Annotated in this window: 19 protein-coding genes; 9 read left to right on the top strand and 10 right to left on the bottom strand. The window is 42.8% G+C overall.

Annotated features, from left to right (window positions below; translation table 11 throughout):
- Nucleotides 1-32 precede the first annotated feature (32 nt).
- Complete coding sequence (locus PL85_RS05915; protein ID WP_174223880.1) at nt 33-656, bottom strand: DNA-J related domain-containing protein; 624 nt, start codon at nt 654-656, stop codon at nt 33-35.
- Nucleotides 657-962: 306 nt separating this feature from the next.
- On the opposite strand from PL85_RS05915, the gene PL85_RS05910 reads away from it, so the two are divergent.
- Together PL85_RS05910 and PL85_RS19020 are read left to right on the top strand one after the other, a co-directional pair.
- Nucleotides 963-1,631, top strand: coding sequence for a DUF2238 domain-containing protein (locus PL85_RS05910; protein WP_064626276.1), 669 nt, complete (start codon nt 963-965; stop codon nt 1,629-1,631).
- A gap of 114 nt (nt 1,632-1,745) precedes the next feature.
- Complete coding sequence (locus tag PL85_RS19020; protein ID WP_010318303.1) at nt 1,746-1,958, top strand: hypothetical protein; 213 nt, start codon at nt 1,746-1,748, stop codon at nt 1,956-1,958.
- Here PL85_RS19020 and PL85_RS05905 read toward each other — a convergent pair.
- From PL85_RS05905 to PL85_RS05895, 3 genes are all read right to left on the bottom strand, one after another.
- A complete protein-coding gene (locus tag PL85_RS05905) occupies nt 1,915-2,607 on the bottom strand; it encodes an HAD family hydrolase (RefSeq protein ID WP_172859073.1) in 693 nt (230 codons plus the stop codon). The genes PL85_RS19020 and PL85_RS05905 overlap by 44 nt on opposite strands.
- Nucleotides 2,608-2,748: 141 nt before the next feature.
- On the bottom strand, nt 2,749-4,539 hold the full coding sequence (locus PL85_RS05900) for an HD domain-containing phosphohydrolase (RefSeq protein ID WP_115340264.1): 1,791 nt from the start codon (nt 4,537-4,539) through the stop codon (nt 2,749-2,751).
- A gap of 70 nt (nt 4,540-4,609) precedes the next feature.
- On the bottom strand, nt 4,610-5,119 hold the full coding sequence (locus tag PL85_RS05895; protein ID WP_013867962.1) for a hypothetical protein: 510 nt from the start codon (nt 5,117-5,119) through the stop codon (nt 4,610-4,612).
- Nucleotides 5,120-5,307: 188 nt separating this feature from the next.
- On the opposite strand from PL85_RS05895, the gene PL85_RS05890 reads away from it, so the two are divergent.
- The 3 genes from PL85_RS05890 to PL85_RS05880 all read left to right on the top strand — a co-directional run bounded on the left by PL85_RS05890 (nt 5,308) and on the right by PL85_RS05880 (nt 9,214).
- Nucleotides 5,308-5,784 carry a CreA family protein gene (locus PL85_RS05890; protein WP_026028212.1) on the top strand — a complete coding sequence of 159 codons (477 nt, stop codon included), beginning with the start codon at nt 5,308-5,310 and terminating at the stop codon, nt 5,782-5,784.
- A gap of 113 nt (nt 5,785-5,897) precedes the next feature.
- The gene (locus tag PL85_RS05885) at nt 5,898-7,202 is read left to right on the top strand and encodes an inosine/guanosine kinase (protein ID WP_013867964.1); all 1,305 of its coding nucleotides are present in this window, start codon (nt 5,898-5,900) and stop codon (nt 7,200-7,202) included.
- Nucleotides 7,203-7,498: 296 nt separating this feature from the next.
- Nucleotides 7,499-9,214 (top strand): putative bifunctional diguanylate cyclase/phosphodiesterase, encoded by a 1,716-nt coding sequence (locus tag PL85_RS05880; RefSeq protein WP_115340265.1) that lies wholly within the window; start codon nt 7,499-7,501, stop codon nt 9,212-9,214.
- Nucleotides 9,215-9,334: 120 nt separating this feature from the next.
- Here the strand turns inward: PL85_RS05880 and PL85_RS05875 are convergent, their stop codons facing one another.
- From PL85_RS05875 to PL85_RS05850, 6 genes are all read right to left on the bottom strand, one after another.
- Nucleotides 9,335-10,054 carry a carbonic anhydrase gene (locus PL85_RS05875; protein WP_115340266.1) on the bottom strand — a complete coding sequence of 240 codons (720 nt, stop codon included), beginning with the start codon at nt 10,052-10,054 and terminating at the stop codon, nt 9,335-9,337.
- 158 nt (nt 10,055-10,212) lie between these two features.
- On the bottom strand, nt 10,213-11,895 hold the full coding sequence (locus PL85_RS05870; RefSeq protein ID WP_064626289.1) for a pyridoxal phosphate-dependent decarboxylase family protein: 1,683 nt from the start codon (nt 11,893-11,895) through the stop codon (nt 10,213-10,215).
- 53 nt (nt 11,896-11,948) lie between these two features.
- Nucleotides 11,949-13,859, bottom strand: coding sequence for a methyl-accepting chemotaxis protein (locus tag PL85_RS05865; protein WP_020977858.1), 1,911 nt, complete (start codon nt 13,857-13,859; stop codon nt 11,949-11,951).
- A 266-nt stretch (nt 13,860-14,125) separates the two neighbouring features.
- The gene (speB, locus tag PL85_RS05860; protein WP_013867969.1) at nt 14,126-15,055 is read right to left on the bottom strand and encodes an agmatinase; all 930 of its coding nucleotides are present in this window, start codon (nt 15,053-15,055) and stop codon (nt 14,126-14,128) included.
- Nucleotides 15,056-16,966 carry an arginine decarboxylase gene (gene speA / locus PL85_RS05855; RefSeq protein ID WP_026027469.1) on the bottom strand — a complete coding sequence of 637 codons (1,911 nt, stop codon included), beginning with the start codon at nt 16,964-16,966 and terminating at the stop codon, nt 15,056-15,058.
- Between the two features lie 187 nt (nt 16,967-17,153).
- Complete coding sequence (locus PL85_RS05850) at nt 17,154-17,990, bottom strand: tetratricopeptide repeat protein (protein ID WP_214649638.1); 837 nt, start codon at nt 17,988-17,990, stop codon at nt 17,154-17,156.
- 327 nt (nt 17,991-18,317) lie between these two features.
- On the opposite strand from PL85_RS05850, the gene proV reads away from it, so the two are divergent.
- The 4 genes from proV to PL85_RS05830 are packed head-to-tail and all read left to right on the top strand — an operon-like array spanning nt 18,318 to nt 22,153.
- Nucleotides 18,318-19,505, top strand: coding sequence for a glycine betaine/L-proline ABC transporter ATP-binding protein ProV (gene proV / locus PL85_RS05845; RefSeq protein WP_013867972.1), 1,188 nt, complete (start codon nt 18,318-18,320; stop codon nt 19,503-19,505).
- 2 nt (nt 19,506-19,507) lie between these two features.
- Complete coding sequence (gene proW, locus PL85_RS05840; RefSeq protein WP_017043350.1) at nt 19,508-20,614, top strand: glycine betaine/L-proline ABC transporter permease ProW; 1,107 nt, start codon at nt 19,508-19,510, stop codon at nt 20,612-20,614.
- The gene (gene proX, locus PL85_RS05835) at nt 20,611-21,618 is read left to right on the top strand and encodes a glycine betaine/L-proline ABC transporter substrate-binding protein ProX (protein WP_017043349.1); all 1,008 of its coding nucleotides are present in this window, start codon (nt 20,611-20,613) and stop codon (nt 21,616-21,618) included. Before proW ends, proX begins: the two co-directional genes overlap by 4 nt.
- A 4-nt stretch (nt 21,619-21,622) precedes the next feature.
- Nucleotides 21,623-22,153 carry a MarR family winged helix-turn-helix transcriptional regulator gene (locus PL85_RS05830; protein WP_013867975.1) on the top strand — a complete coding sequence of 177 codons (531 nt, stop codon included), beginning with the start codon at nt 21,623-21,625 and terminating at the stop codon, nt 22,151-22,153.
- Nucleotides 22,154-22,224: the final 71 nt, after the last annotated feature.

The following is a 22,224-nucleotide window of genomic DNA, read 5'->3' as shown; positions in this document are numbered from 1 at the left end:
GAACATCTTGTCTAGAGTTTAAGGTTTGGACTTTAACTATTTTGCCGCAAAATATTCCATGCTTCACACAACACTCTAAATGTTTCAGCATTGCCATTGTCTCTATCTGGATGCCACTTTAGTGCCAACTTGCGCCATGTTTTTCGGATTTCAATTTGCGTCGCTTCCGCTGGTAATTTAAACAACCTCAATGCTTGAAGACGATTCATATTAAGGTTACTCGTTCCACCCATTGCTTTACGGTAACGAGTCCAGAATTCGTTCAACAAGCGGCGCACTTCTCCTTCATCAGCCTCATAATTTTTCCACTGAGTGTAATAATCACGCAATGGTTCATCTGGGTCGATTTCACAATTAACGGCACGATGCGCAGGCATTAGTACAATGTCCATTGCTGATACTTGTAACCACTTTTCAGGGTAAAGCGTCTCTTGAAGCTGATAGAGCGCGTTCATGATCAAAAAATTACGCTTAAAGAGGTCTTTTTCAGGTGCGCTATCAAGTACAGGCATGAATCCCTGTTCACTTAAATGTGCCGCTAACGTATGGACTTTCCAACCGGAAGGCTGTTTACGCAACACCTCCAACATTGGCCAAAGCAGCGGATTTTCCATGTAAGATTGAAACTGAGCGGTAAGTTCTAAGCTTTCAGACATACTTTCGGGCCTACTTTGGGACATAGTCTCGACGTTCACATTAAGGTTCTCTCTTCATTCAAATCCAATATCGCTTTTTTGTCGAGTTTCTTACCGCATATTATCTTGGCTTTTTGAACTAGAGTCCGTTTATCACACGCACTATCTATCAATACATAAAAAGAGAAAGATCGAGTTGTTGCATGATCTTCTCCACCTTGCTGATCTCTTTGCTAAGACGATGCGAAAATCAATCACAAAACGAAGGTAGATACGCACATCTCAAACACAAATTTCTACGTCTATAAGATACAGAATTCAACAAAATTGAACATCGTGCAAAATAGTGGCACTATCCATCGGTATTTTGTGATAGGAAAAAACATGTCTCTCAACTTCTCACGCACGCTTTTATTTTTGACGGCGATCTACGGTGTACTCTTTCTATTTTCAGCGATCGCGCCGGTTTCTCGTGCTGTCTGGTTAGCAGAAATCATCCCTGCGCTAGGGATCTTAGCACTCGTCTATTGGGCTTCAACAAAACTACGCTTTAGCTCAACGGCTTATATTCTGATGTTTGTGTGGCTTAGTTTGCATACCATTGGGGCTAAATATACATTTGCAGATGTTCCGTTTGCTTGGTTCAACGAACTGATCGGATCATCTCGTAATAATTTTGATCGCGTCGCTCATTTCTCAATTGGCTTTTATGCCTACCCTATCGCTGAATATTTAATTAGAAAGCAGCTCTGTAAACCGCTAATTGCCTCATTGTTCGGGCTTTTCTCTATCATGAGTATCGCAGCAGGTTACGAAATTATTGAATGGTGGTATGCCTCAATCGCGGGTGGTGATGAAGGAATCGCTTTTCTGGGTTCACAAGGCGACATTTGGGACGCACAAAAAGACATGTTATGCGATACCCTTGGGGCAATGACGGCACTTTGCCTATTATGGTTTAGGCCAAAATCAAACATTCCTTACAGTGAAGTATGAAATGCCTCTAATTTTTGGAACTAAGGTAAATATTACCGAGAGCAAGTTTTGATTAGTGTTTATTCTGTGAGTACGGAGAACATGACTCTCCCTTTTTGCTGCTGAGAATTGATTATGAAAAATATAAATAAAACACTTGAAAAAATAGACTGCTGTCCACTTTGTCAACATGACGAATACTTTATTTCCACAAACAATGAAAAGTTTATCTGCGCACAATGTGGTTTTAAAACCGACCACTTACAAAGCGTCCAGCAAATGATTGGTGTACACACAGCGCTAATCAGTCATAAACACATTCATTGCTTGGCCAACAATGTGCATTGAGCCATGGCTTAAGCTCGAGTAATGTGTCGATAACAACGACATTAGGCGCTTGAGAAAAACCCTGTGGGTTAAGAGGTGCTAGCTGAACGGTTGGTACCTCTGCATTGATACCCGCTTCAACCCCTTTTGCTGAATCATCCACATAAATACATTCTTGCAAAAGAAATCCCATATTCATCGCACAATAACGAATCAAATCAGGTTCAGGCTTCCAGCTATTCGCATCAAAGGCTGAAAAAATGCGTCCTTCAAACAAAGGGAGCAAACCGCTCCGTTGTAAAATTGATGATATTTTTTCTTTAGGTGCATTAGAGGTGACACAGTATTCAATACCCTGCTGGCGTAAATACTCAAGTAGTTCTATCGCACCATCCATGGGTGAAAGATATTGCTCGAAGAGCTCATTAACTTTATCCCGATAAAGGTTCTCTAAAAGATCAAGATCGGCGTTAATGTTCGTATGTTCAAGTGCCTGAAACAGTATGTCCGCAATCTTCCCACCTTCAAAATGGTTACTCACTTGTGCAAAAGTAAGGTGGGCTCCTAGTTGGTTCAATACATTGACTAGCGCTTCGCAGCACAAACGCTCACTATCAACTAAAGTACCTTCACAGTCGAAAATAATACATTTTATTTTTTTCTCAGTCATAAACACTTCCTTCATCCAATGCTTAATTTTAACCGCTAGGTGAATGTATAAAATGATTGAGTTAACAGAATGAAACGAAGATAAGAGTTGATATGCATAACTTATAGCCACATCACTCTTTGATACTCAATGGGGCGGTATTTAGCCGGCTCGGTAATAGCTTGTCGTATCGGGATACAAATTACGGATTTGGATAAAATCATCCAAATGATTAAGCAATAAATTGACTAAAGTAGGGTCAAACTGAAAACCGCCTTCACGTTCAAATAAACTTACTACATTCTCAAGCGGCCATGCTTCTTTATAACAACGCTCACTTAGCAAAACATCGAACACATCCGCTATCGCAGTAATGCGAGCAAATATATGAATGTCTGTGCCTTTTTTCTGATTAGGATAACCTTTACCATCCCAACGCTCATGGTGTTCATGCGCGACAATCGCAGCTAATTTAGTTATATCACCTTCGCTTGTATTGAGGATGTTATAACCAGCAGTAGTGTGAGTCTGCATAATTTCCCACTCATCTGGTGTTAATTTTCCAGGCTTATCCAAAATCGACTCTGGAATCGCAATTTTTCCCACATCGTGCATTGGGCTGATGATCTCGATCATTTCTACCTCGCGCTGCGTTAACCCGCACAAACGAGCCAGCAGCGCAGAGAGCCTTGCTACCCGCTTAACATGATTACCCGTTTCACCAGAGCGCGTTTCTATTGCTTCTCCGAGTAAATGAATCATTTCCCGCTGTACGGCTAATGTACGCTCTTGCAATACCACTATTTTACGGTTTTTGACGCCAAGCTCTCTTTTTTGTCTGAGGGTCACCCCTTGCATAACAATCACAACCAGTAAACAGAGAATAATAAAGCTAGCCGCGAGTAACACTTTCCAATGCTGTTCAAAATAAGAGAGAGGACGATTAAGAACCAACACATCCTGTGGCAAGGCTTTCATGTCAATCTGATGTCGCTGCATGGCTTGGTAATCAAAAACCGCTCTTGCACTACTGATTTGCATGTCAACTGCGGAGGCCAAATCTAATGATACAAATTGGTTTAACGCCATCAAGATATCTTTTCCCAGTTGCTCAGAACGATTAACATGCCCTCCAACGATACCATCACGAATATAAAACTCCCACAGTACAAAAATGGGGGCAGCGCTAGCTTGTGCTAGGCGGTAGGAAATCTCTTGATAAGTATGGTAAACACCTTGATTTATCTCTGTATTAAAGTGCGATAGCAGTACCGCATCATCAGGGGAGATCTGGAATAGCACCTTTTCTGCTTCAGCCAAAGTGATGGAGTTAATATCGATAAACTCGATACCTTTTAAAAGATCCGTAGCCAGCACTTCATCGACTTTTTTTCGGATCAATTGCGAAGTATGGCTTTGATCTGATAAATAATAGATTCTCTTGAGTTTTGGACGTAATGATTTGATTAAATAGAAGTTTTCTATAATAGCTTCAGATTCATAAATAATTTTATTGTACTTAGTCATGTCATCGAGTGTGGCACTTTTGTCGTTGATGCCAACCGCAACCATAGGCGTATCTGGTTTAAATAGGCTTGAGAGCCCTTTAGTGAACTTTAACGCATTGTCATCGGTAATAATAACCGCATCGAATGGATAATCACGATATTTAACGTGGAGGTATTTTTTGGCCTCCTCAAGATACTCTTGGCTATAAATTCTTTTTGTATCAAGATATTCAATGGAGAGCTTAATCGGTGTTTTGCTGCTCTTAACTACAGCATCAATGCCCTTTTGAAATTCATATGTCCATTGATAAGATGATTCGTATGAATGCAGCACAAGAATATTTTTAGGCTCCCAGCGAGTTGACTTAGCAGGAAACGACAAAAACAGCGCATAACAGACCATAGCAGTCCAACTAAGCCAATATGTTATTTGCTGTTTATTCATACATAGCTCTCCGTGCAGGCTAAAATTAATACCAAACCAGGCGCTATAGTACCAATTTCATCAGGACAATCTACTGTTCTATAAAAACATTACCATTGCACTCATGATTAGCACGCCATTTTGCGAGCAACAACCGCGTGAATACATCTTCACCTCCAAATGCATTTTTATCCAGAGTAACGATGTCAGAGATGAGTATCTCATGTGAAGTGGAGGTGACGATACCAGCAGCCACAGGCTCCCCGTTTTGAAAACCTAAGTAAAGCTCGCAAGGTGCTGAATAAATGATTTGGGTAAAGAATTCGATAACTTTTGATTGATCGTTTTTATCGCTCCATAAGCTTGCTTGCAACAGAGCAAACCATATTGTCATCCGATGAAAATCAACCAAATAAACCTCTTCAAGCAACGATAGGTTAGGCTCCTCAGTGAGCTCAATAAAAGGGCGAGAACTGCGTTGAACAACCGCTTTTTGGTAGAGATCTCGACCTTGTAAGCTCTCTTCTGTTGGAAATTCGACATTCACTTGGTCAAATAGCCATTGGTTTTTAATGGCGGCAACGTCAGGTTGGTTAATCATTGTTATTTACTTCTTCTTCTCATTGTTGCAAGCAGGATACTGACCAGATCGATATGCGACAAGCCATTACTCACATTATCCTCATCTAAACTGCAGATATGCTGGCCAAAACATCAACATAACAGCCTATATCATTCTCCTTTGATGCTGCTATCATGTGCAGAAAGATGGATAAATGGATTATAGACATGAACAAGAAACTCATCACCACCGCATTCATACTTAGCTTTGGTTTAGTTGGCTGCGATAGCAATGAAGTTGGCGATGTATCGCTCGGATTTTTCACGCTTAAAGACGTAAAAATCGAAAATCTAAGTGATGATATTGTGACTGGTGTTACGTGCCATATTGCTTCAATTGAGGCTAATTTGAGTCTTTCTGATCCAAGTGATAGCTCAATCTCGTGTCGTCAGACTGGTGACATTACGCCAGAGATGATTGCGAAAATTGATAAGAGCAAATCAGGCGAAATCGTGTTTAAGAAGTCAAAAAGCATTTTCTTCAAGTCAATGAAAGTCAGACGTATCTACGATGCAGAAAATCAAACCCTGATCTACTTGTCTTATACTACCAAAGAAACAGATGGTAGCTTCAAGCACAGCCTATCGACCGTACCGCTTTGGGGGACTAAGGCTTATAGTACGGACATAACGCTCACTAAATAGCCGCTAACGCCTCGGTGATCTGGATTTAGCTCACTTTTTTATGTAATAAAAATGAAAGGAACCTTTCACATCCGTGATATGATACGGGAAATTTTCAATTCTCATTTTTCAACATGAAGTTTCCTGGACAGCGTAAATCTAAGCACTATTTTCCGACTCATGCTCGTGACCCTCTCGTCAATCAAATTCAACAAACGGCTATGCTCCACCGCCCAACAGTGGTCGGTGTTGGGCAAACCATTGTTGATATTGAAGCCCGTGTAGACAATGAGTTCTTAGAGAAACATCAATTGAGTAAAGGTCACTCACTGGTGCTCGAAGAGAGCAAAGCCGATGCGCTCTATGAAGAGTTAGTCGAACGAGGTTTAATTACTCACCAATACCCGGGAGATACGATTGGCAACACACTGCACAACTACTCTGTGTTGGCCGATAGCAAATCTGTTTTGCTCGGCGTGATGTCCAAAAATATTGAAGTCGGCTCATACAGCTATCGTTATTTGTGTAGAACCTCATCGCGCATGAACCTAAACCATCTTCAAACTGTCGATGGTCCTATCGGGCGTTGCTACACCCTAATTTCTGATGATGGAGAGCGCACCTTCGCCATTAATGAAGGGCATATGAATAAACTTCGCCCCGATAGTGTTCCTGAAGAGGTTTTTGAAAAAGCTTCCGCTTTAGTTGTTTCTTCTTACTTAATGCGTGGAAAGCCCGAAGATCCAATGCCACTTGCGGTCAAACGCGCTATTGAGATCGCTAAATCCAAGCACATTCCAGTGGTGTTAACCCTAGGCACTAAGTATGTAATTGAAGGTAATGCGAAGTGGTGGCAAGACTACATCAAAGAAAACATCACAGTCGTCGCCATGAATGAAGAAGAAGGTGAAGCGTTAACTGGTGAGAAAGATCCACTGCTTGCGGCTAACAAAGCACTCGAATGGGTAGATTTAATCCTCTGCACCGCGGGGCCCGTGGGTCTTTATATGGCTAGCTACACTGATGAAAGTGCAAAGCGCGAAACTGAACTGCCTCTCCTACCGGGTAATATTGCTGAATTTAACAAGTACGAATTTAGCCGTGCGATGCGAAAACAAGACTGTCTCAACCCAATAAAAGTGTATTCACACATTGGCCCTTACTTGGGTGGCCCATTGGAAATCAAAAACACTAACGGAGCGGGAGACGGAGCGCTATCGGCTTTATTGCACGATATGGCTGCGAATAGTTATCATCAACGTAATGTTCCAAACTCTGCCAAACATGATGTGCCATATCTCACTTACTCTTCGTTATCTCAGATCTGCAAATATGCAAACCGTGTCAGCTACGAAGTGCTCACACAGCACTCTCCTCGTTTATCGCGAGCATTACCAGAACGTGAAGATAGCCTAGAAGAAGCGTATTGGGATCGTTAAATCGTATGACTTCTACATGAATAAAAGCGACAATTTGTCGCTTTTATTCTTTCCACAACGAATAAACCGCACGATGCGATCCTACGTTATTTAAGTCTCACCATTTCGTTTCAGAAATAACAACTTCCGTGAAATAAACTGATAACTTGTGCCTAATTGATGAATCAATAGTTTTATAATTGAGACATCTTAGTACAAGCGTTATAGTACTCTTTAAAGATGAGTCATAAAGCAATGTTTTGGATCAAGACTCACTATTATCATCCATTGCTGCTTTCGCTTGAATTAGGATTAACATGACCATGTCATTTCCGCAGGAAGAGTATTCAATTTCAGACCTAGACAGTGCCGTTGCAAAGCAGCGTCTGGTTCATATTCTCGATTTTTTTAGTCAAGGTCTGTTTTATATGAGCAGCGATGGAAACATGGTGCTCTATAATCCAACATTTTATGTACAATTTGGTGTAAACAGCGAAACTATTTCCTATGCTGATTGGCTGAGTTTGGTTCATCCTATGGATCGTGCACTGCTCAACAGCCGCGTCGACAAGCATATCAGCACCACTGAATCAAGGGAATCGATTCAATACCGAGTCAAAAAAGCAAATGGTCAATATATCTGGTTAGAGGGGAATGCGGTCACAAAAAGTGTGAACGGTGAACATTTTATGGTGGGTAGCCATAAAGATATCTCCGATCAAAAATTGATGGAAGATTACATTCATCAAGCTGCATTTTTTGACAGCTCATCAGGCCTCTATAATCGAAGTAAATTACTGCTCGATATTGATGAGAAAGCACTCAAAATTGGAGAGCCTTATTCACTTATCTACATCCAACTTGAAGATATTAAGTCTTATCTCAATCAATACGGCTCAGATATTGTTAAAGATTTACTGAATCACGTCGTAAGTGCACTGCGTGAACTGCCCGATGAATTTGCTGATTTTTACCGTATTCGCTCTGACGATTTTGCCATATTACTTAGAGGAGAACGCTCATACGATGAGCTCAAGCATATCTGCTCTCAAATAATGAAGCACTATTCGAAATCCGCCACGGAGCATGGGCACCTCTATGGTAATGATATTAGCATTGGTGTCTATCCTGAGATAAACCGTGCTATATCTGCCGATGAGTTGTTAAATATTGCATCACGAACTTGCCAATTTGCCAGTGCCAAAAATCATTCTCGTATCGAAATTTACAGTGGCCGAATTCAAAAGAACGTTGATCGTTATTTCTTCATCGAAAGAGGCTTAAAGGAAGCATTAGCTCAACGTTCATTATCTGTGAAATTCCAACCCATTATTCATGCACAATCAGGACAGGTATCCAGCTTTGAAGCCTTAGTCCGCTGGCGCTCAAAAGAGTTTGGTGAGATTTTCCCGGACGAATTTATTCCCGTTGCAGAAAAAAAGGGGCTGATTGTTGATTTAGGCTATTTTGTCTTCAAAAAAGCCTGTGAGTTTATTGGCCGTTACAATAAACAAAATGGGGTCAATATTCGGGTTAATATTAATGTTTCAGTCCTGCAACTTCTGAAAAGTGACTTCCCACAACAGATACTAACGATGGCTAAGGCTTCCGCTGTATTGCCCTCTTCTATTGTGTTAGAACTGACGGAAACTGTCATACTCGATGGCGATAAAAATGCGATTAACCAGCTTCACTCCTTAAATGAAATGGGGTTTCAACTGTCGCTGGATGATTTTGGAGCTGGTTTTAGCTCACTCAATAGCTTCTTTGATTTGCCCCTCAATCAAATTAAAATAGACAAAAGCATTGTATGGAAAACACTGACCAACCCAGCATCAGAACAATATTTAGCCTTTCTCATCCAGTTTTGTCACACCAATGGCGTCGACATTGTTATTGAGGGGGTTGAAAATGGCGACATGTACCAAAAATTTAAAGAGATGGGGGCAACTTATTTACAAGGCTATTGGTTTTCAAAACCACTATCTTTAGCCAGTGCAAGCCGCTATACATTAAATGCCGTCAATGGATAAGCACAAAAAATAGCTTAGCTAAATTAAGCACTTACACCTAAAATTTGAAGAAGCAGAGCGGAAAGGAAGTAGTAAACCCTGTGAGCCCGACTGCGACTTCAAATCGCTTAAAGAACGTTGTTATTCTTTTTCTAGCACTAAGCGAGCATTGTGAGCTTGTATGGGCCGATTGTTATTTCCCATCACACTATGTAGTGCTGTACTTTGTTGCTGTGACAAACTTTTCGGCTGCTTGACCACCAACCATCTCACACCTTCACTGCAAGGCGGCGTTGTGAGTGACCCATTAAAACGGTAATACTCATCTCGCTTAGGTAACAGTGACTGTACTGCTAACCCTTTTGCTAACTGCACACTCGTCCCAACTTTAGGCAACTCCGCAGTAAGCTGAGCTAATGGTTCATTCTGTGCGCCCGTTTCAAACATCACCGCCAAAACTGCCAGATTGCCAGCTGCATCAGCATGCACAAAATGCGCTTCTAAAGGATATTGTTGTCCTTTAATCAAGTTTTCAGAAGGGGTATGGAAGTGAAATTGTTTGAGTTCGAATTCTGTACCATCCACTACCAGTGTATTTTTTCCTGAAACTGAGGCTTGCAGCGTGTGTCCATTGTTGGTCAATGCACCCACAACGCCTGAATAGTGGATATCCAAAGATTTTAAATCAGCTTCAACGAGGCCATTGATATCAATTGGGCTTTGATTTTTACCCATTTCACAAATTTTAGAAACATGTCCCCAATGTTCAGGGCCACGTTCACCTTCATATCCCCATTCATTCGCTTGCGCCACATAGGTAAAGCAAACGCTAATTGCTAGGGTCAACAGTTGTTTTTTCATTATCGTTCCTTGAGACAGCTTGTTATCTAAAATGTAACATTCAGGTTAATATCACGCGCACATGGTAATACATTCTTCATACCGCATCCGTGGTGAAAAATAACATTACATTGACGTGACTAGTCATTCATTTCAGTTCGCGCTCACCCTTTCCATGGCTAGCGCCGAACAATGTTTTGGCAAAACTGTTCGATATGTTTTCGGGTGGTATTGGGGTTCATTAAAACCGCTTTTTCTCCCGGAATATGTAAGCAATGTCCAGTGTCATCATAATGAGTGCGCGCAATCGAATCGACCCAATTGGTGTTGAGATGCTGGCCTTTATGAGATAAGAACTGATGACGATGGTAGAGCGTATTCTCTACTATCGAATCAACCATAGAGCCCTGACGTGCGACGTTCATTTCTTGCTCAAACATCGATTCAGCACACGTCACTTTCTGTGGATCATAGAGACGAAAAGTAACACTTGGCCCTTGGTTTTCTACTGCTGCCACCTTGCAGTGTGGTAGAGCGGCTAATTGGCAGCGTAAATAATTAGCATTTTGCAATGTATGACCAATCACGGTTTGGTAGCCTTCGATACCTAAATGTTGCAGTGCTGAATAGGCAGAAAAAACACCCACGGCACTGCGTGAACATTCAATGGTCGATTGCAAATGGCTCTCTTCTCTTTGAGCATGTTCAAAGTAGGAGTAATAACCGGGGTCTGTTTTTAATACCGCGAGATCGTGTTTGTTTTTGAGCATCACCAAGCTGGAAGTATAAGGGACATAACCCCATTTTTGAAAATCGACCGTAAATGAATCCGCTAATTGTAAACTTTTAATCCTCGGCAATAAGGATTCAATACCCGTCAATGTTGCACGATTAAGCGATAAAGGGTTGCGTTCAAAATCATACTCTTGAAAAAACAACATACTCCACCCAACAGCAGCATCAACATGAATATGTGGTTTTATCGAAATCGCATATTCTTGGCATCTTCTTTCTCTTATCGCATAAACCTGTTCAATATCATCAGTTGCGAAGGTATCGGTACTGCCAAATGTCAGCATTATGCTAGGAACAGCAATGCCATTTTTAAAACAGAAAATCAATTGTTGGTCTAATTCAGCCAAATCCATTTCATTGTTATCTTTAACTTTGATCCGAATCGCTTTACCTTGAACATCAACCCCCAACAACGACAAATTTGTCATGTTTGAATAGTGACCCGCTTCTGAATTGAATATCCTGTAATCTTCTCCCGCCAAACCATTCAGAGCTGACTTTGGCAACACTTTTCGAATACCTAATAGATAGCCGTACAAATTACAAAATGTACCTCCTTGTGTGAATACTCCAGTCGCTTGATCACTATCATAACCAGCTAAATGCGCGATTTGCCGCACGACTAATTTTTCCAGTTCAATGGCATCTCCCGCATATTCGCTATAAACCAAGTTAGGGTTGGCAATAGTCGCAAGTAGCGCACCGTGAATGGCCGGATCACAAGGTGTCGAGATCACATTTTCCACTGAGCGAGGGTCATCCCAGTTTTTTGAACGTTTGGCGGCATAAAGCGCTAAGTCGTTAAAAGGGTGAATGGCGTGGCTCGAGTGTCGAGGAATGGTGTTTGAATGCCGTAATTGTTGCTGCAATGCAGTATTTATCACGGTTGGCGCATCAATTTTTCGCTCTTCAAGCCAACGGGCGATCTCGTGAATACGATACAAAGGCCAACGATTGGGATCGCGAGCAAAAAAATGCGCTTTCACTGTCTGGAAAATTTGCTCAAACGCAGGGTTCAGTTGGTTGGCGTGCTCATCTAGCCACACGCTATAATACGCTGTTTTCATGATGCTCTCTCCGTGCTTAATCCCAAATAAAACGCCGCGTTAGCGGCGTTTTATTACTTTAACTTAAAGTTGGAGACCAAGCGGTCAAGCTCATGGTTTGAGTAAGAGAGTGACTCTGTAGCACTGACAGTTTGTCTGCCACTCACCACCAATGATTCAACGATGTCTCTTATTGCTAGCATATTGCGACTGAGCTCTTCTGCGACTGTACTTTGCTGTTCGGTCGCAGCAGCAATCTGGGTACTGAGATCATCAATTTCGGAAACGGAAGTACTCATGATGTTTAAACTACCAGAAACTTCGGACGTTTTATCTGCTGTGGTTTGACATTGGTTTTTAGTTTTGTCCATTGCGGCTACAACGCTATCCGTCCCTTCAAGTAGCTTGGCCAGCATATCTGATATTTCAGTAGTGCTGTTTTGCGTTCTCGCCGCTAAAGCACGAACTTCATCTGCAACCACCGCAAACCCACGGCCTTGCTCACCCGCACGCGCCGCTTCGATCGCCGCATTCAACGCAAGCAAGTTCGTTTGCTCTGAAATAGCGCCAATCACGGTCAATACTTCGCTGATCTTGATCGCATCTTTGTTCATATTGGCAATGCGCTCAGACATCTGTTCAACATCACTCACCAATGAGCTGACCGTTTCAACCGCATTATTCACAATAATAATCGATTGTTTGGCCTCTTTGCTCGCCGAGTCAGTAATGTGATTCGATTGCGTAACGCTCTCTGCCACAGTACGTGCACTTTCACTCATTTCAGTAATGGCCGTCACCACTTGCTCTGTTTCAGATGAGTGCGAAAGCAGCATCCGCTCATTTTCCTTTGCCGTTTGACCTAACTGCTCAATATTAGATGAGATGTTTTGACTGGCATCAGATATTTGCAACATCATTTTTTGTAGATTTTCTGAGAATAAATTGAAGCCTTGGCTTATCTGCGCTAAGTCATCATCACCATTCACCTCCAAGCGGCGTGTCAAATCACCAGAGCCTTTCGAAAGATCAAGTACCGCTTTTTTCAGGCGTAGCAAAGGCTTGTAGATATAATTAAGAATGACGAAGATTGCCGCGACGCTGATAATGAGCAAAATCACCCCAGTGTAAATAGCGCTACTTTGCGCTTCATACACATTAGCTAACGCCGTACCTTTGTCGACGAACACCATCATGGTCCAGTACATGTTATCGGTTAGGTTAACGCGCTTGAAATAACCATCAAACTCAATACCTAAATAAGGAAATGACAAGTGACCAGCATCCTGCTGGCTAAAAAGTTTCTCCATTTCGAGGAAATTAGGGCTGACTTGCGAGGGCGTTCGTCCAATATCACTAGGATCATCACTGGCAAAAAAGACAGCATTCTTGTCGGTTAATGTCGCTGCACCGCCGGCAAAGCGCATATTACTGACTTGGACAATAACCTCATCCAGTTGGATATCTCCCAGCAAAACACCAATGAAACGGCTTTGTTGGTAGACAGGCATAACTACACTAATAACCTGTTTACCGGTGATTTTATCTTCATAAATTTCAGTTACCTGAGCAGTTCGAGAGGTTTTTGCTTGCTGATACCAATCCCTACTGGTGAAATTTTGTTGACCTGTAACAACTCCGTTGTCTTTGTCAAACGACATATAGGCACGGCCATCGTCATACGCCATAATGACATTTGAAATTTGCGCACTCTCAGCTAACAATCGAACTAAGTTGACATTCTCTTGATCAGAAAGAGCAGATCGGAAATGTTGTGAACCTTTAACTACGGCTTGATAACGTGTTTTCACCCAAGATTCGAGTTCAGAAACGTGATAGTTGAGCTTGTTTTGAGTTTCTGTGGTTAAAGAGGTAATCATCTTCTCTTTTAACGACAGCATGTTGATGGTGCCCAAAACGATTAAAGAAATCGCAACGAGCAGTGCTACGCTCACATATATTCTGCTTTTAAAACCTAAAGTCATAGATTCACCCTCACCGTATAACAGCTAGAAAGATTAAGGTGAAACTTGATCATATTATTAATATGAATGGTAGACCAATGAGACACCTAGCCAACTTAATAAAATTGGTACACGGCGAACACTTATGCAAGTTATGTCATTAATATTTATTATTGAGTGCGCAAAGTGAATTTTACATTGAAAGACAAGATGATGATTTTTAATGGAAATACGTTGAGATGATGGTTAAGAAAAACGCGCAGTGGTGCTGCGCGCTGACTTATTTTTTATGACGCCACGTTTGGCTTAGAAGCCCAAACGTAAAGCAGCTCTAGAGCAATTGTCGCACCAGCCAAAGCCGTTAGCTCACTTTGATCGTACGGAGGAGAAACTTCAACAACATCCATTCCCACCAAATTAATACCGGCCAATGCACGAATGATTTTCAGCACTTTATCGGAATTCAATCCACCACATACTGGCGTACCCGTTCCAGGAGCAAAAGCGGGATCTAAGCAGTCAATATCAAACGTTAGGTATACGGGTTTATCACCAATAGTTTGACGAATATTAGCGACGATCTCTTCCACTGACATATCATTCGCTTGCATCGCATTGATGACATTAAAACCGTGCCCTTCCTGTTTGTATTCGGTACGAATACCCACTTGCACAGAATGCTTGGCTGAGATTAACCCTTCCTTCGGCGCATGATAGAACATAGTGCCGTGATCATAAGCGCTGCCATTGGCATAGGTGTCTGTATGAGCATCAAAGTGAATCAATGCCATTTCGCCATAATATTTGGCATAAGCACGCAATATAGGCAGCGTGATAAAGTGGTCACCACCTAAAGCAAGCATGGTTTTGCCACTTTTTAGAATTTCGCTAGTCGCCGCTTCTAAGCGATAAGTGAAATCTTCAGCGTCACCACAATCAAACACCAAATCACCCGCGTCGATCACTTTGGTATCTTGGAACAAGTTAAAGTTCCAAGGAAACTTTTTACCTTCCCATGCAAGGTTCACTGAAGCGCGACGAATCGCATCTGGACCCATTCTCGCCCCCGGGCGACCTGATGTAGCCATATCCAAAGGTACGCCCAGTACCACGACATCGGCATCTGCACTTACTGGGTCTTTAACATAAGGACGACGTACAAACGTCATCGCATTGGAATACAGGGAATAATCAGTTTTAGTAAACAAATCATTCATTTAGAAATCCTCTAGATAGGTATAACCGCTCAAGCCTTGCTCAAGCTCTTGCAATACATTTTCTTGTTCTTCAACCGCCACACGCTGGCTAACTAATTCGCGGTAGTTTTTACGGATAGCATCCACATCAATATGAACATAGCGCATCATATCTTCAACCGTGTCTCCTTCGTTGATCGATACGATTTCGGTTTCTCCATTCTCTGCCATGTTCACCACCACGCTGTGTGTGTCGCCAAATAGGTTATGCATATCGCCTAAGATCTCTTGATAGGCTCCTACAAGGAAGAATCCCATCAAATACGGTTCATCAGCATTCCATGCTGGCACTGGCAGCGTTGTTTCAATACCTTGCCCCTCGACGTATTGCTCGATGGCACCATCAGAATCACAGGTGATATCCAGCATCACGGCGCGGCGATCTTCCACTTTTTCAAGGCCAGATAATGGCAACACAGGGAAAACTTGGTCGATTCCCCACGCATCTGGCAATGATTGAAACAGTGAAAAGTTAACAAAAAACTTATCCGCCAAACGCTCATTCAGTTCATCCAAAATAGGACGATGGAAACGGTTTTTGGTACTCATTTGCAGTGTCAATTCGTGATAAATGCGCAGCGATAGCTGTTCAGCCCAAGCACGGTGCTGAAGGTTAATAACGCCAGTCGAAAACTGGTTGTGCGCTTCCGACAGATCGCTTTGCGTATCGTTGTAAATTTCAATCAGTGCACGCGCATCAGAGCCTTCACTTAAGCTTTGCCAGTTACGCCACATGTTTTGTAGCAATACCGGAGCTTCTTCACCGACTTCTGGAATCTCTTCTGGGTAATACGCTTCTGTACCAATAACATTAGTGATAAGTACGGCGTGGTGCGCGGTAATCGAGCGGCCTGATTCAGAAATAATGACTGGCCTTGGCTGACTATATAACTGGCACACATCGCTTACCGTGCTTACGATATTGCGTGCATATTCAGCTAAACCATAGTTCATCGAGTTGGATGATTGACTGCGTGTACCGTCGTAGTCCACCGCCAAACCGCCACCCACATCGAAGAAGTCAATCTCCGCACCAATATCACGCAGCTCGCAGTAAAAACGCGCCGCTTCGTTCACGCCATTACGCACATCACGAATATTCGCCATTTGCGAACCTAAGTGGAAATGCACCAGTTGCAATGCTTCTAATTGCTGCTCTTTTTTAAGGCGTTCGATAACGGTCAACACTTGAGATGCAGAGAGCCCAAACTTCGATTTTTCACCACCACTCGCCTGCCATTTCCCCGCGCCTTGAGAAGCTAAACGAATACGGAGCCCTAAACGTGGTTTCACGCCTAGGCTTTTCGCTTCTTTCAGCACGAGATCCAGCTCAGACAATTTTTCCAAAACGATGAATACTTTATGGCCAAGCTTTTCACCAATCAGGGCCAGACGAATGTACTCTCTGTCTTTGTAGCCGTTACATACAATCACTGAACTTGCTTGTTGGGCTAAAGCCAATACCGCCAATAATTCTGGCTTACTGCCCGCTTCCAATCCAAGCTGTTTAGTCTCTAGCTGCGCTTGGCTGGCTAAAATCTCATCTACCACTTCTTTTTGTTGGTTCACTTTGATTGGGTAGACCAACAGGTAGTTGTTTGGATATTGGTATTCTTCAATCGCCTGATTAAAGGCGTCACAAATGTTATGTACGCGTTGATGCAGGATCTGCGGAAAACGTACAAGCACAGGCAAATTTAAATCACGCGCTTCAAGCTGCTTTACGATCGAACTCAAGGGGGTTTGGTGCGCCTTATCATGGCGCGGCGAAACATAAACTTCGCCTTGATTGTCAATACCGAAGAAGCCTTGGCTCCAATAATGAACATTGTAGTCAGCGCGAACGCGATCTAATTTGGATGGTTGTTCCACATCTAATCTCACAAAAACAGAGAGTAAAAAGTGAATCAGAAAGTCTGATATCACGACTTGACGCCTGTAACGTCAGGCGCATTAACGGTTAAAAGCGTATGTGTGTCTAATGATAATAATTTGTCGTTAAGATTACGTTTGATTATCACCAGTTCGCTATAAAAAGTGGATGAAATTTAATACAAAATCAAACGTTGCCACTGATCAGCTCGTCAAACTTCTTATTGCCGTGTAGCCCTTCTAAATCAGCTTCTTCTGCAATTAAATCTCGCAATGAAGCGCTAATTTCCGTGGCTCTTTGTAAATCCTCAATCGCTTGTTCTTCGGCTCCGATACGCGCATACGCACATGCTCGTTGGTACAAGGCTGGCGCATTAGCATCATCTAACTCTAGCACGCGATTACATAGGCTCAGTGCCCAGTAGTATTCCCGAATTTCCATCGCAGCATCTGCTTTGTATGTCAACGCTTCCAAATCTCCGGGACGGATTTTTAAAATTTCGTCATACACTTCAATACGCTGCTCTGGTGTTTGGACACTTTGCGCTCTCAACCATAAGTTATGGATTTCATTAATAATTTCAATTTCACGGTTGTTTTCGGTAATGATGCGTGTTTTGCGCTTGAGATCTCGCTCCAAGGCGAGGAATTTTTTCTCATATTCCTGCGCAATTTGATTTAGCCGTTTATCGGCCAGTTCACGCGAGTTGTGCTTCACTTCTTTAAGTGACTGCCAACCAATTAATGCAACTAATGAGGCAACACCAGCGATGACATAGAAAAAATAGGTCACCGTCACATTCGAGTAATTCAGTGACTTGTCTGCAACGGACAATTCTCTGTCGGTAATTTGAATCGTGAGTCGCCGTTCAAGATCTTGTTGATCTTGTCTTAACGCTTTCAGCTCATCCAATATGTAGCGCTCAACCAAAGGACGATCCAGTATTGGCGATTCAGAATAAGACTCTTCCTGTGCCAGTGTTGGGAAAGACGTTAGCACTATCAGGAACAAGAATAGCTGCAATAATTGCCGCACAATCGGTTGCTCATTTATTTTTCTCACTCTCTACCTCTTTCATCAGACACGTTGTCGATTTATTCGTCGCCATTTTCAAATCTGCACACCGATGGACCCAAATTTCTCTGGCCTGTCATCCACATACAACCATTTTAACTCAAACTATTTTTTGTTTTTTTAAATTTATTTTTGATATAAAAAATCAGTAAGTTAATGACAAAATAGCTAATGAAAACTGGGTTAAAACTTGAAAATCGTCAAATTAATGCTTAGTGTACTATACATATTTACGGCTAAACATTAAATAGCCATGAAGAACAAAGGATGTAAATCATGTCACCCGTGTTAGAAGTTAAGAACCTCTACAAGGTATTTGGAGAGACTCCACAACAGGCTTTCCCGCTGTTAGAAAAAGGGTTGGATAAGGACCAAATTTTCGAGCAAACCGGGCTCACTGTTGGGGTCAAGGATGTGTCTCTTTCAATCAATGAAGGGGAGATTTTTGTCATTATGGGTTTGTCCGGTTCGGGCAAGTCCACTTTAGTTCGATTGTTGAACCGCCTGATTGAGCCAACCCAAGGAAGTGTTTTACTGAAGGGTAAGGATATTGCTCATATTTCAGAGCAAGAGCTGCGCGATGTAAGACGTAAAAATATCTCAATGGTATTTCAGAACTTCGCACTCATGCCACATATGACCGTTCTTGAAAACGCTGCCTTTGGATTAGAACTATCAGGAGTGGTGGCTCATGAACGTAATAAAAGTGCAAAAGAAGCGCTCGCTCGGGTTGGCTTAGACGCCTACTGTGAGTCATTCCCTGATGAGTTATCGGGTGGGATGAAACAACGCGTTGGTTTGGCCCGTGCACTCGCCAACGACCCTGACATTTTGTTAATGGACGAAGCATTTTCCGCACTCGACCCGTTAATCCGCACCGAAATGCAAGATGAACTAATCCGCCTGCAAAATGATGATAAGCGAACCATCGTTTTTATTTCTCATGACCTTGATGAAGCAATGAGAATTGGTGACCGTATCGCCATCATGCAAGATGGCATCGTCGTACAAACGGGCACGCCCGATGAAATATTGCATCATCCTGCTAACGATTACGTCAGTTCATTCTTTCGTGGCGTTAATGTTGCCAGTGTTTTTTCAGCTAAAGACATTGCCCGTAAAAAACCCGCGGCCGTTTTTAAAAAACACGACAATGATGGCCCGGCTGCAGCAATGCAGTTACTGATGGATCATGACCGAGACTACGGAATTGTAGTTGACCGTACGAATAAATACTCTGGCATTGTGTCGCTCGACTCTCTGAAACAAGCTCTCAAGCAACAAACATCACTTAGCGCGGCACTACTGCCTGACATTGTGACGGTTGATCCGGAGCTGTCTGTTAGTGAACTAATCAGCCAAGTTGCTGAAGTCCCCTACGCCGTGCCTGTTGTCGATCAGCAGGGAAATTATTACGGCGTGATCACCAAATCACGCTTATTGCAGACTTTGGATAGGGAATAATTATGACAACGGAAACCAACATTCAATCCACAGAGGCGCTTGACCCATGGGCGTCTACCGCGCAAACGCCTGTCAGCAGCGATCCTTGGTCAGCGACTACTGCGTCTCCAACTACAGCAGGTGATTGGTTAAATGGCGCAACCGACGCTCCCGCGCCTTTCGATTGGCTGCACCCATTTCAAGATGCAATTATCCCCTTTGATCACTGGGTTGAAACCGGGCTGGGTTGGTTAGTGGAACACGGTAGGCCATTATTTCAAGCTGTCAGAGTACCTGTTGATTTTATTTTAAGTTCATTTGAAACCACGTTAGTTTCAACGCCAGCGCCTGTGATGTTGTTGATTTTATTTTTGATCACATGGCAACTTGCTGGACCTAAAATGGGTATCGCTTCATTAGCCTCGCTGATTACGATTGGATTAATCGGAGCGTGGTCACAAGCAATGGTCACCCTCGCCTTGGTCATGACCTCGGTATTCTTTTGCCTATTGATTGGCTTGCCACTTGGGATTTGGCTGGCCAGAAATCAAACGGCTGCAAAATTCATCCGCCCCGTTTTGGATGCGATGCAAACCACGCCCGCATTCGTGTATTTAGTCCCGATCGTGATGCTGTTCGGAATTGGCAACGTACCTGGCGTGGTGGTAACCATTATTTTCGCCCTGCCACCGATTGTTCGTTTAACCATCTTAGGTATTCAACAAGTTCCCGAAGAGCTTATCGAAGCAGGCCATGCATTCGGCGCAAGCCCAAAACAGATGCTCTACCGTATTCAGTTACCACTAGCCATGCCGACCATTATGGCCGGTGTCAACCAAACACTGATGCTATCGCTGTCGATGGTTGTAATTGCCTCCATGATTGCTGTCGGTGGCTTAGGGCAAATGGTTTTGCGTGGTATTGGCCGACTTGATATGGGACTCGCTGCCGTGGGGGGACTTGGCATTGTCATTCTCGCCATCTTACTTGATCGCCTAACTCAGCATATCGGTACAGAAAATCGCGATCAAAAAGTACGCTGGTATCAAACCGGCCCTATCTCACCCTTTTATTTACTGAAGCAAAAACTGACTCATCAGAGTGCCAACAATCTAGGAGAACAGAAATGAATTACGCATGGAAGACGTTAATCTCAACCAGTTTAATCGCATCGGCGGCATTACCCATCAGCGCTTGGGCTGATAAACTTCCTGGCAAAGGTATTAGTGTACAACCCGTACAATCGACAGTGGCTGAAGAAACATTTCAAACTCTCATCGTGAACAAAGCGATGGAAGCGCTGGGGTACGATGTCAAACCGACCAAAGAAGTCGACTACAACGTGGCTTATACTTCGATTGCCGAAGGCGATGCAACCTATCTCGCCGTTGGGTGGTTTCCTTTACACGCCGACAAATACTCGATGGCGGGCGGCGACGCCAAGTTCTATCGAAAAGGTCAATATATATCAGGAGCAGCACAAGGCTACTTGATTGATAAAAAAACGGCAGATAAATACGGTATTACCAATATTGCTCAGTTAAAAGACCCTAAAATCGCCAAGCTGTTTGATGCAAATGGCGATGGTAAAGCAGACTTAACTGGCTGCACACCCGGCTGGGGTTGTGAGATGGTGATTGAGGAGCACTTAACCGCCTACGGTTTACGACCGACCGTTACTCACAACCAGGGTAACTATGCCGCTATCATTGCCGATACAATTTCACGCTACAAAAAAGGCGACCCTATCCTTTATTACACTTGGACACCTTATTGGGTGAGTGGGGTTTTGGTCCCTGGTAAAGATGTCACCTGGCTTGAAGTCCCTTTCTCTGCCCTACCTGGTGAGCGCAAAAATATCGATACAACCCTACCCAATGGAAAGAACTTCGGCTTTGAGATGAACAGTATGCTGATTGTCGCCAATAAAAAATTCGCTCTAGAAAACCCAGCCGCAGCAAAACTTTTTGAAATCATGAAGTTGAATATTAATGATATCAGTGCGCAAAACATGATCATGAGTAAAGGTAAAAACTCTGCCAAAGATATTGAAGCTCATGCCAATGGTTGGATAAAAGCTCACCAATCTGAATTCGATTCGTGGATAAAAACCGCCAAAGAAGCAGCGAAGTAAGAATATGGAGCCACCCATATCAAAAGGGTGGCTCTGCTTATTTTCAAGGAGGAAAGTATTGGATATTCATGAAGAAGTACTGGTCGCTATACGCCAAATTATTCGTGCGACAGATCTCCATTCCAAAAAAATAAACAAAGATTTTGGCCTCACTAGCCCCCAACTATTGTTAATGCGTGCGATCCAAAACTCGGCCGATATGACCATAAAGCAACTCTCCGATCATACTAATATGAGCCAAGCTACAGCGACCAGCATTTTGGATCGCTTAGAAAAGCGCGCACTGATCATTCGAGAGCGAGATCAACAAGATAAACGTAAAGTTCATGCGTTGTTGACCCCAACAGGAGATGAATTATTACTCAAAGCACCCACACTGCTAAAAGATAGCTTTATTGAACAATTTCAGGCGTTAAACGCATGGGAACAAACTCTCATTCTCTCTACTTTACAGCGGTTATCGATGATGATGAAAACACCAGAAATAGAAGCATCGACACTATTGTCTAGTCTAGAACCCGATGATCCTCTCTAGTTTTTATTCGACCGACTAAAGCAAATTGGTTACTTTTTTCTCAACCCAATTCCAATTATCAACCTCAGCCA

It is taken from the genome of Vibrio anguillarum, from assembly GCF_001989995.2.
GTDB lineage: Bacteria > Pseudomonadota > Gammaproteobacteria > Enterobacterales > Vibrionaceae > Vibrio > Vibrio anguillarum.
The sequence above is the reverse complement of the archived record's forward strand: the minus strand, read 5'-3'. Positions and strand labels throughout refer to the sequence as shown.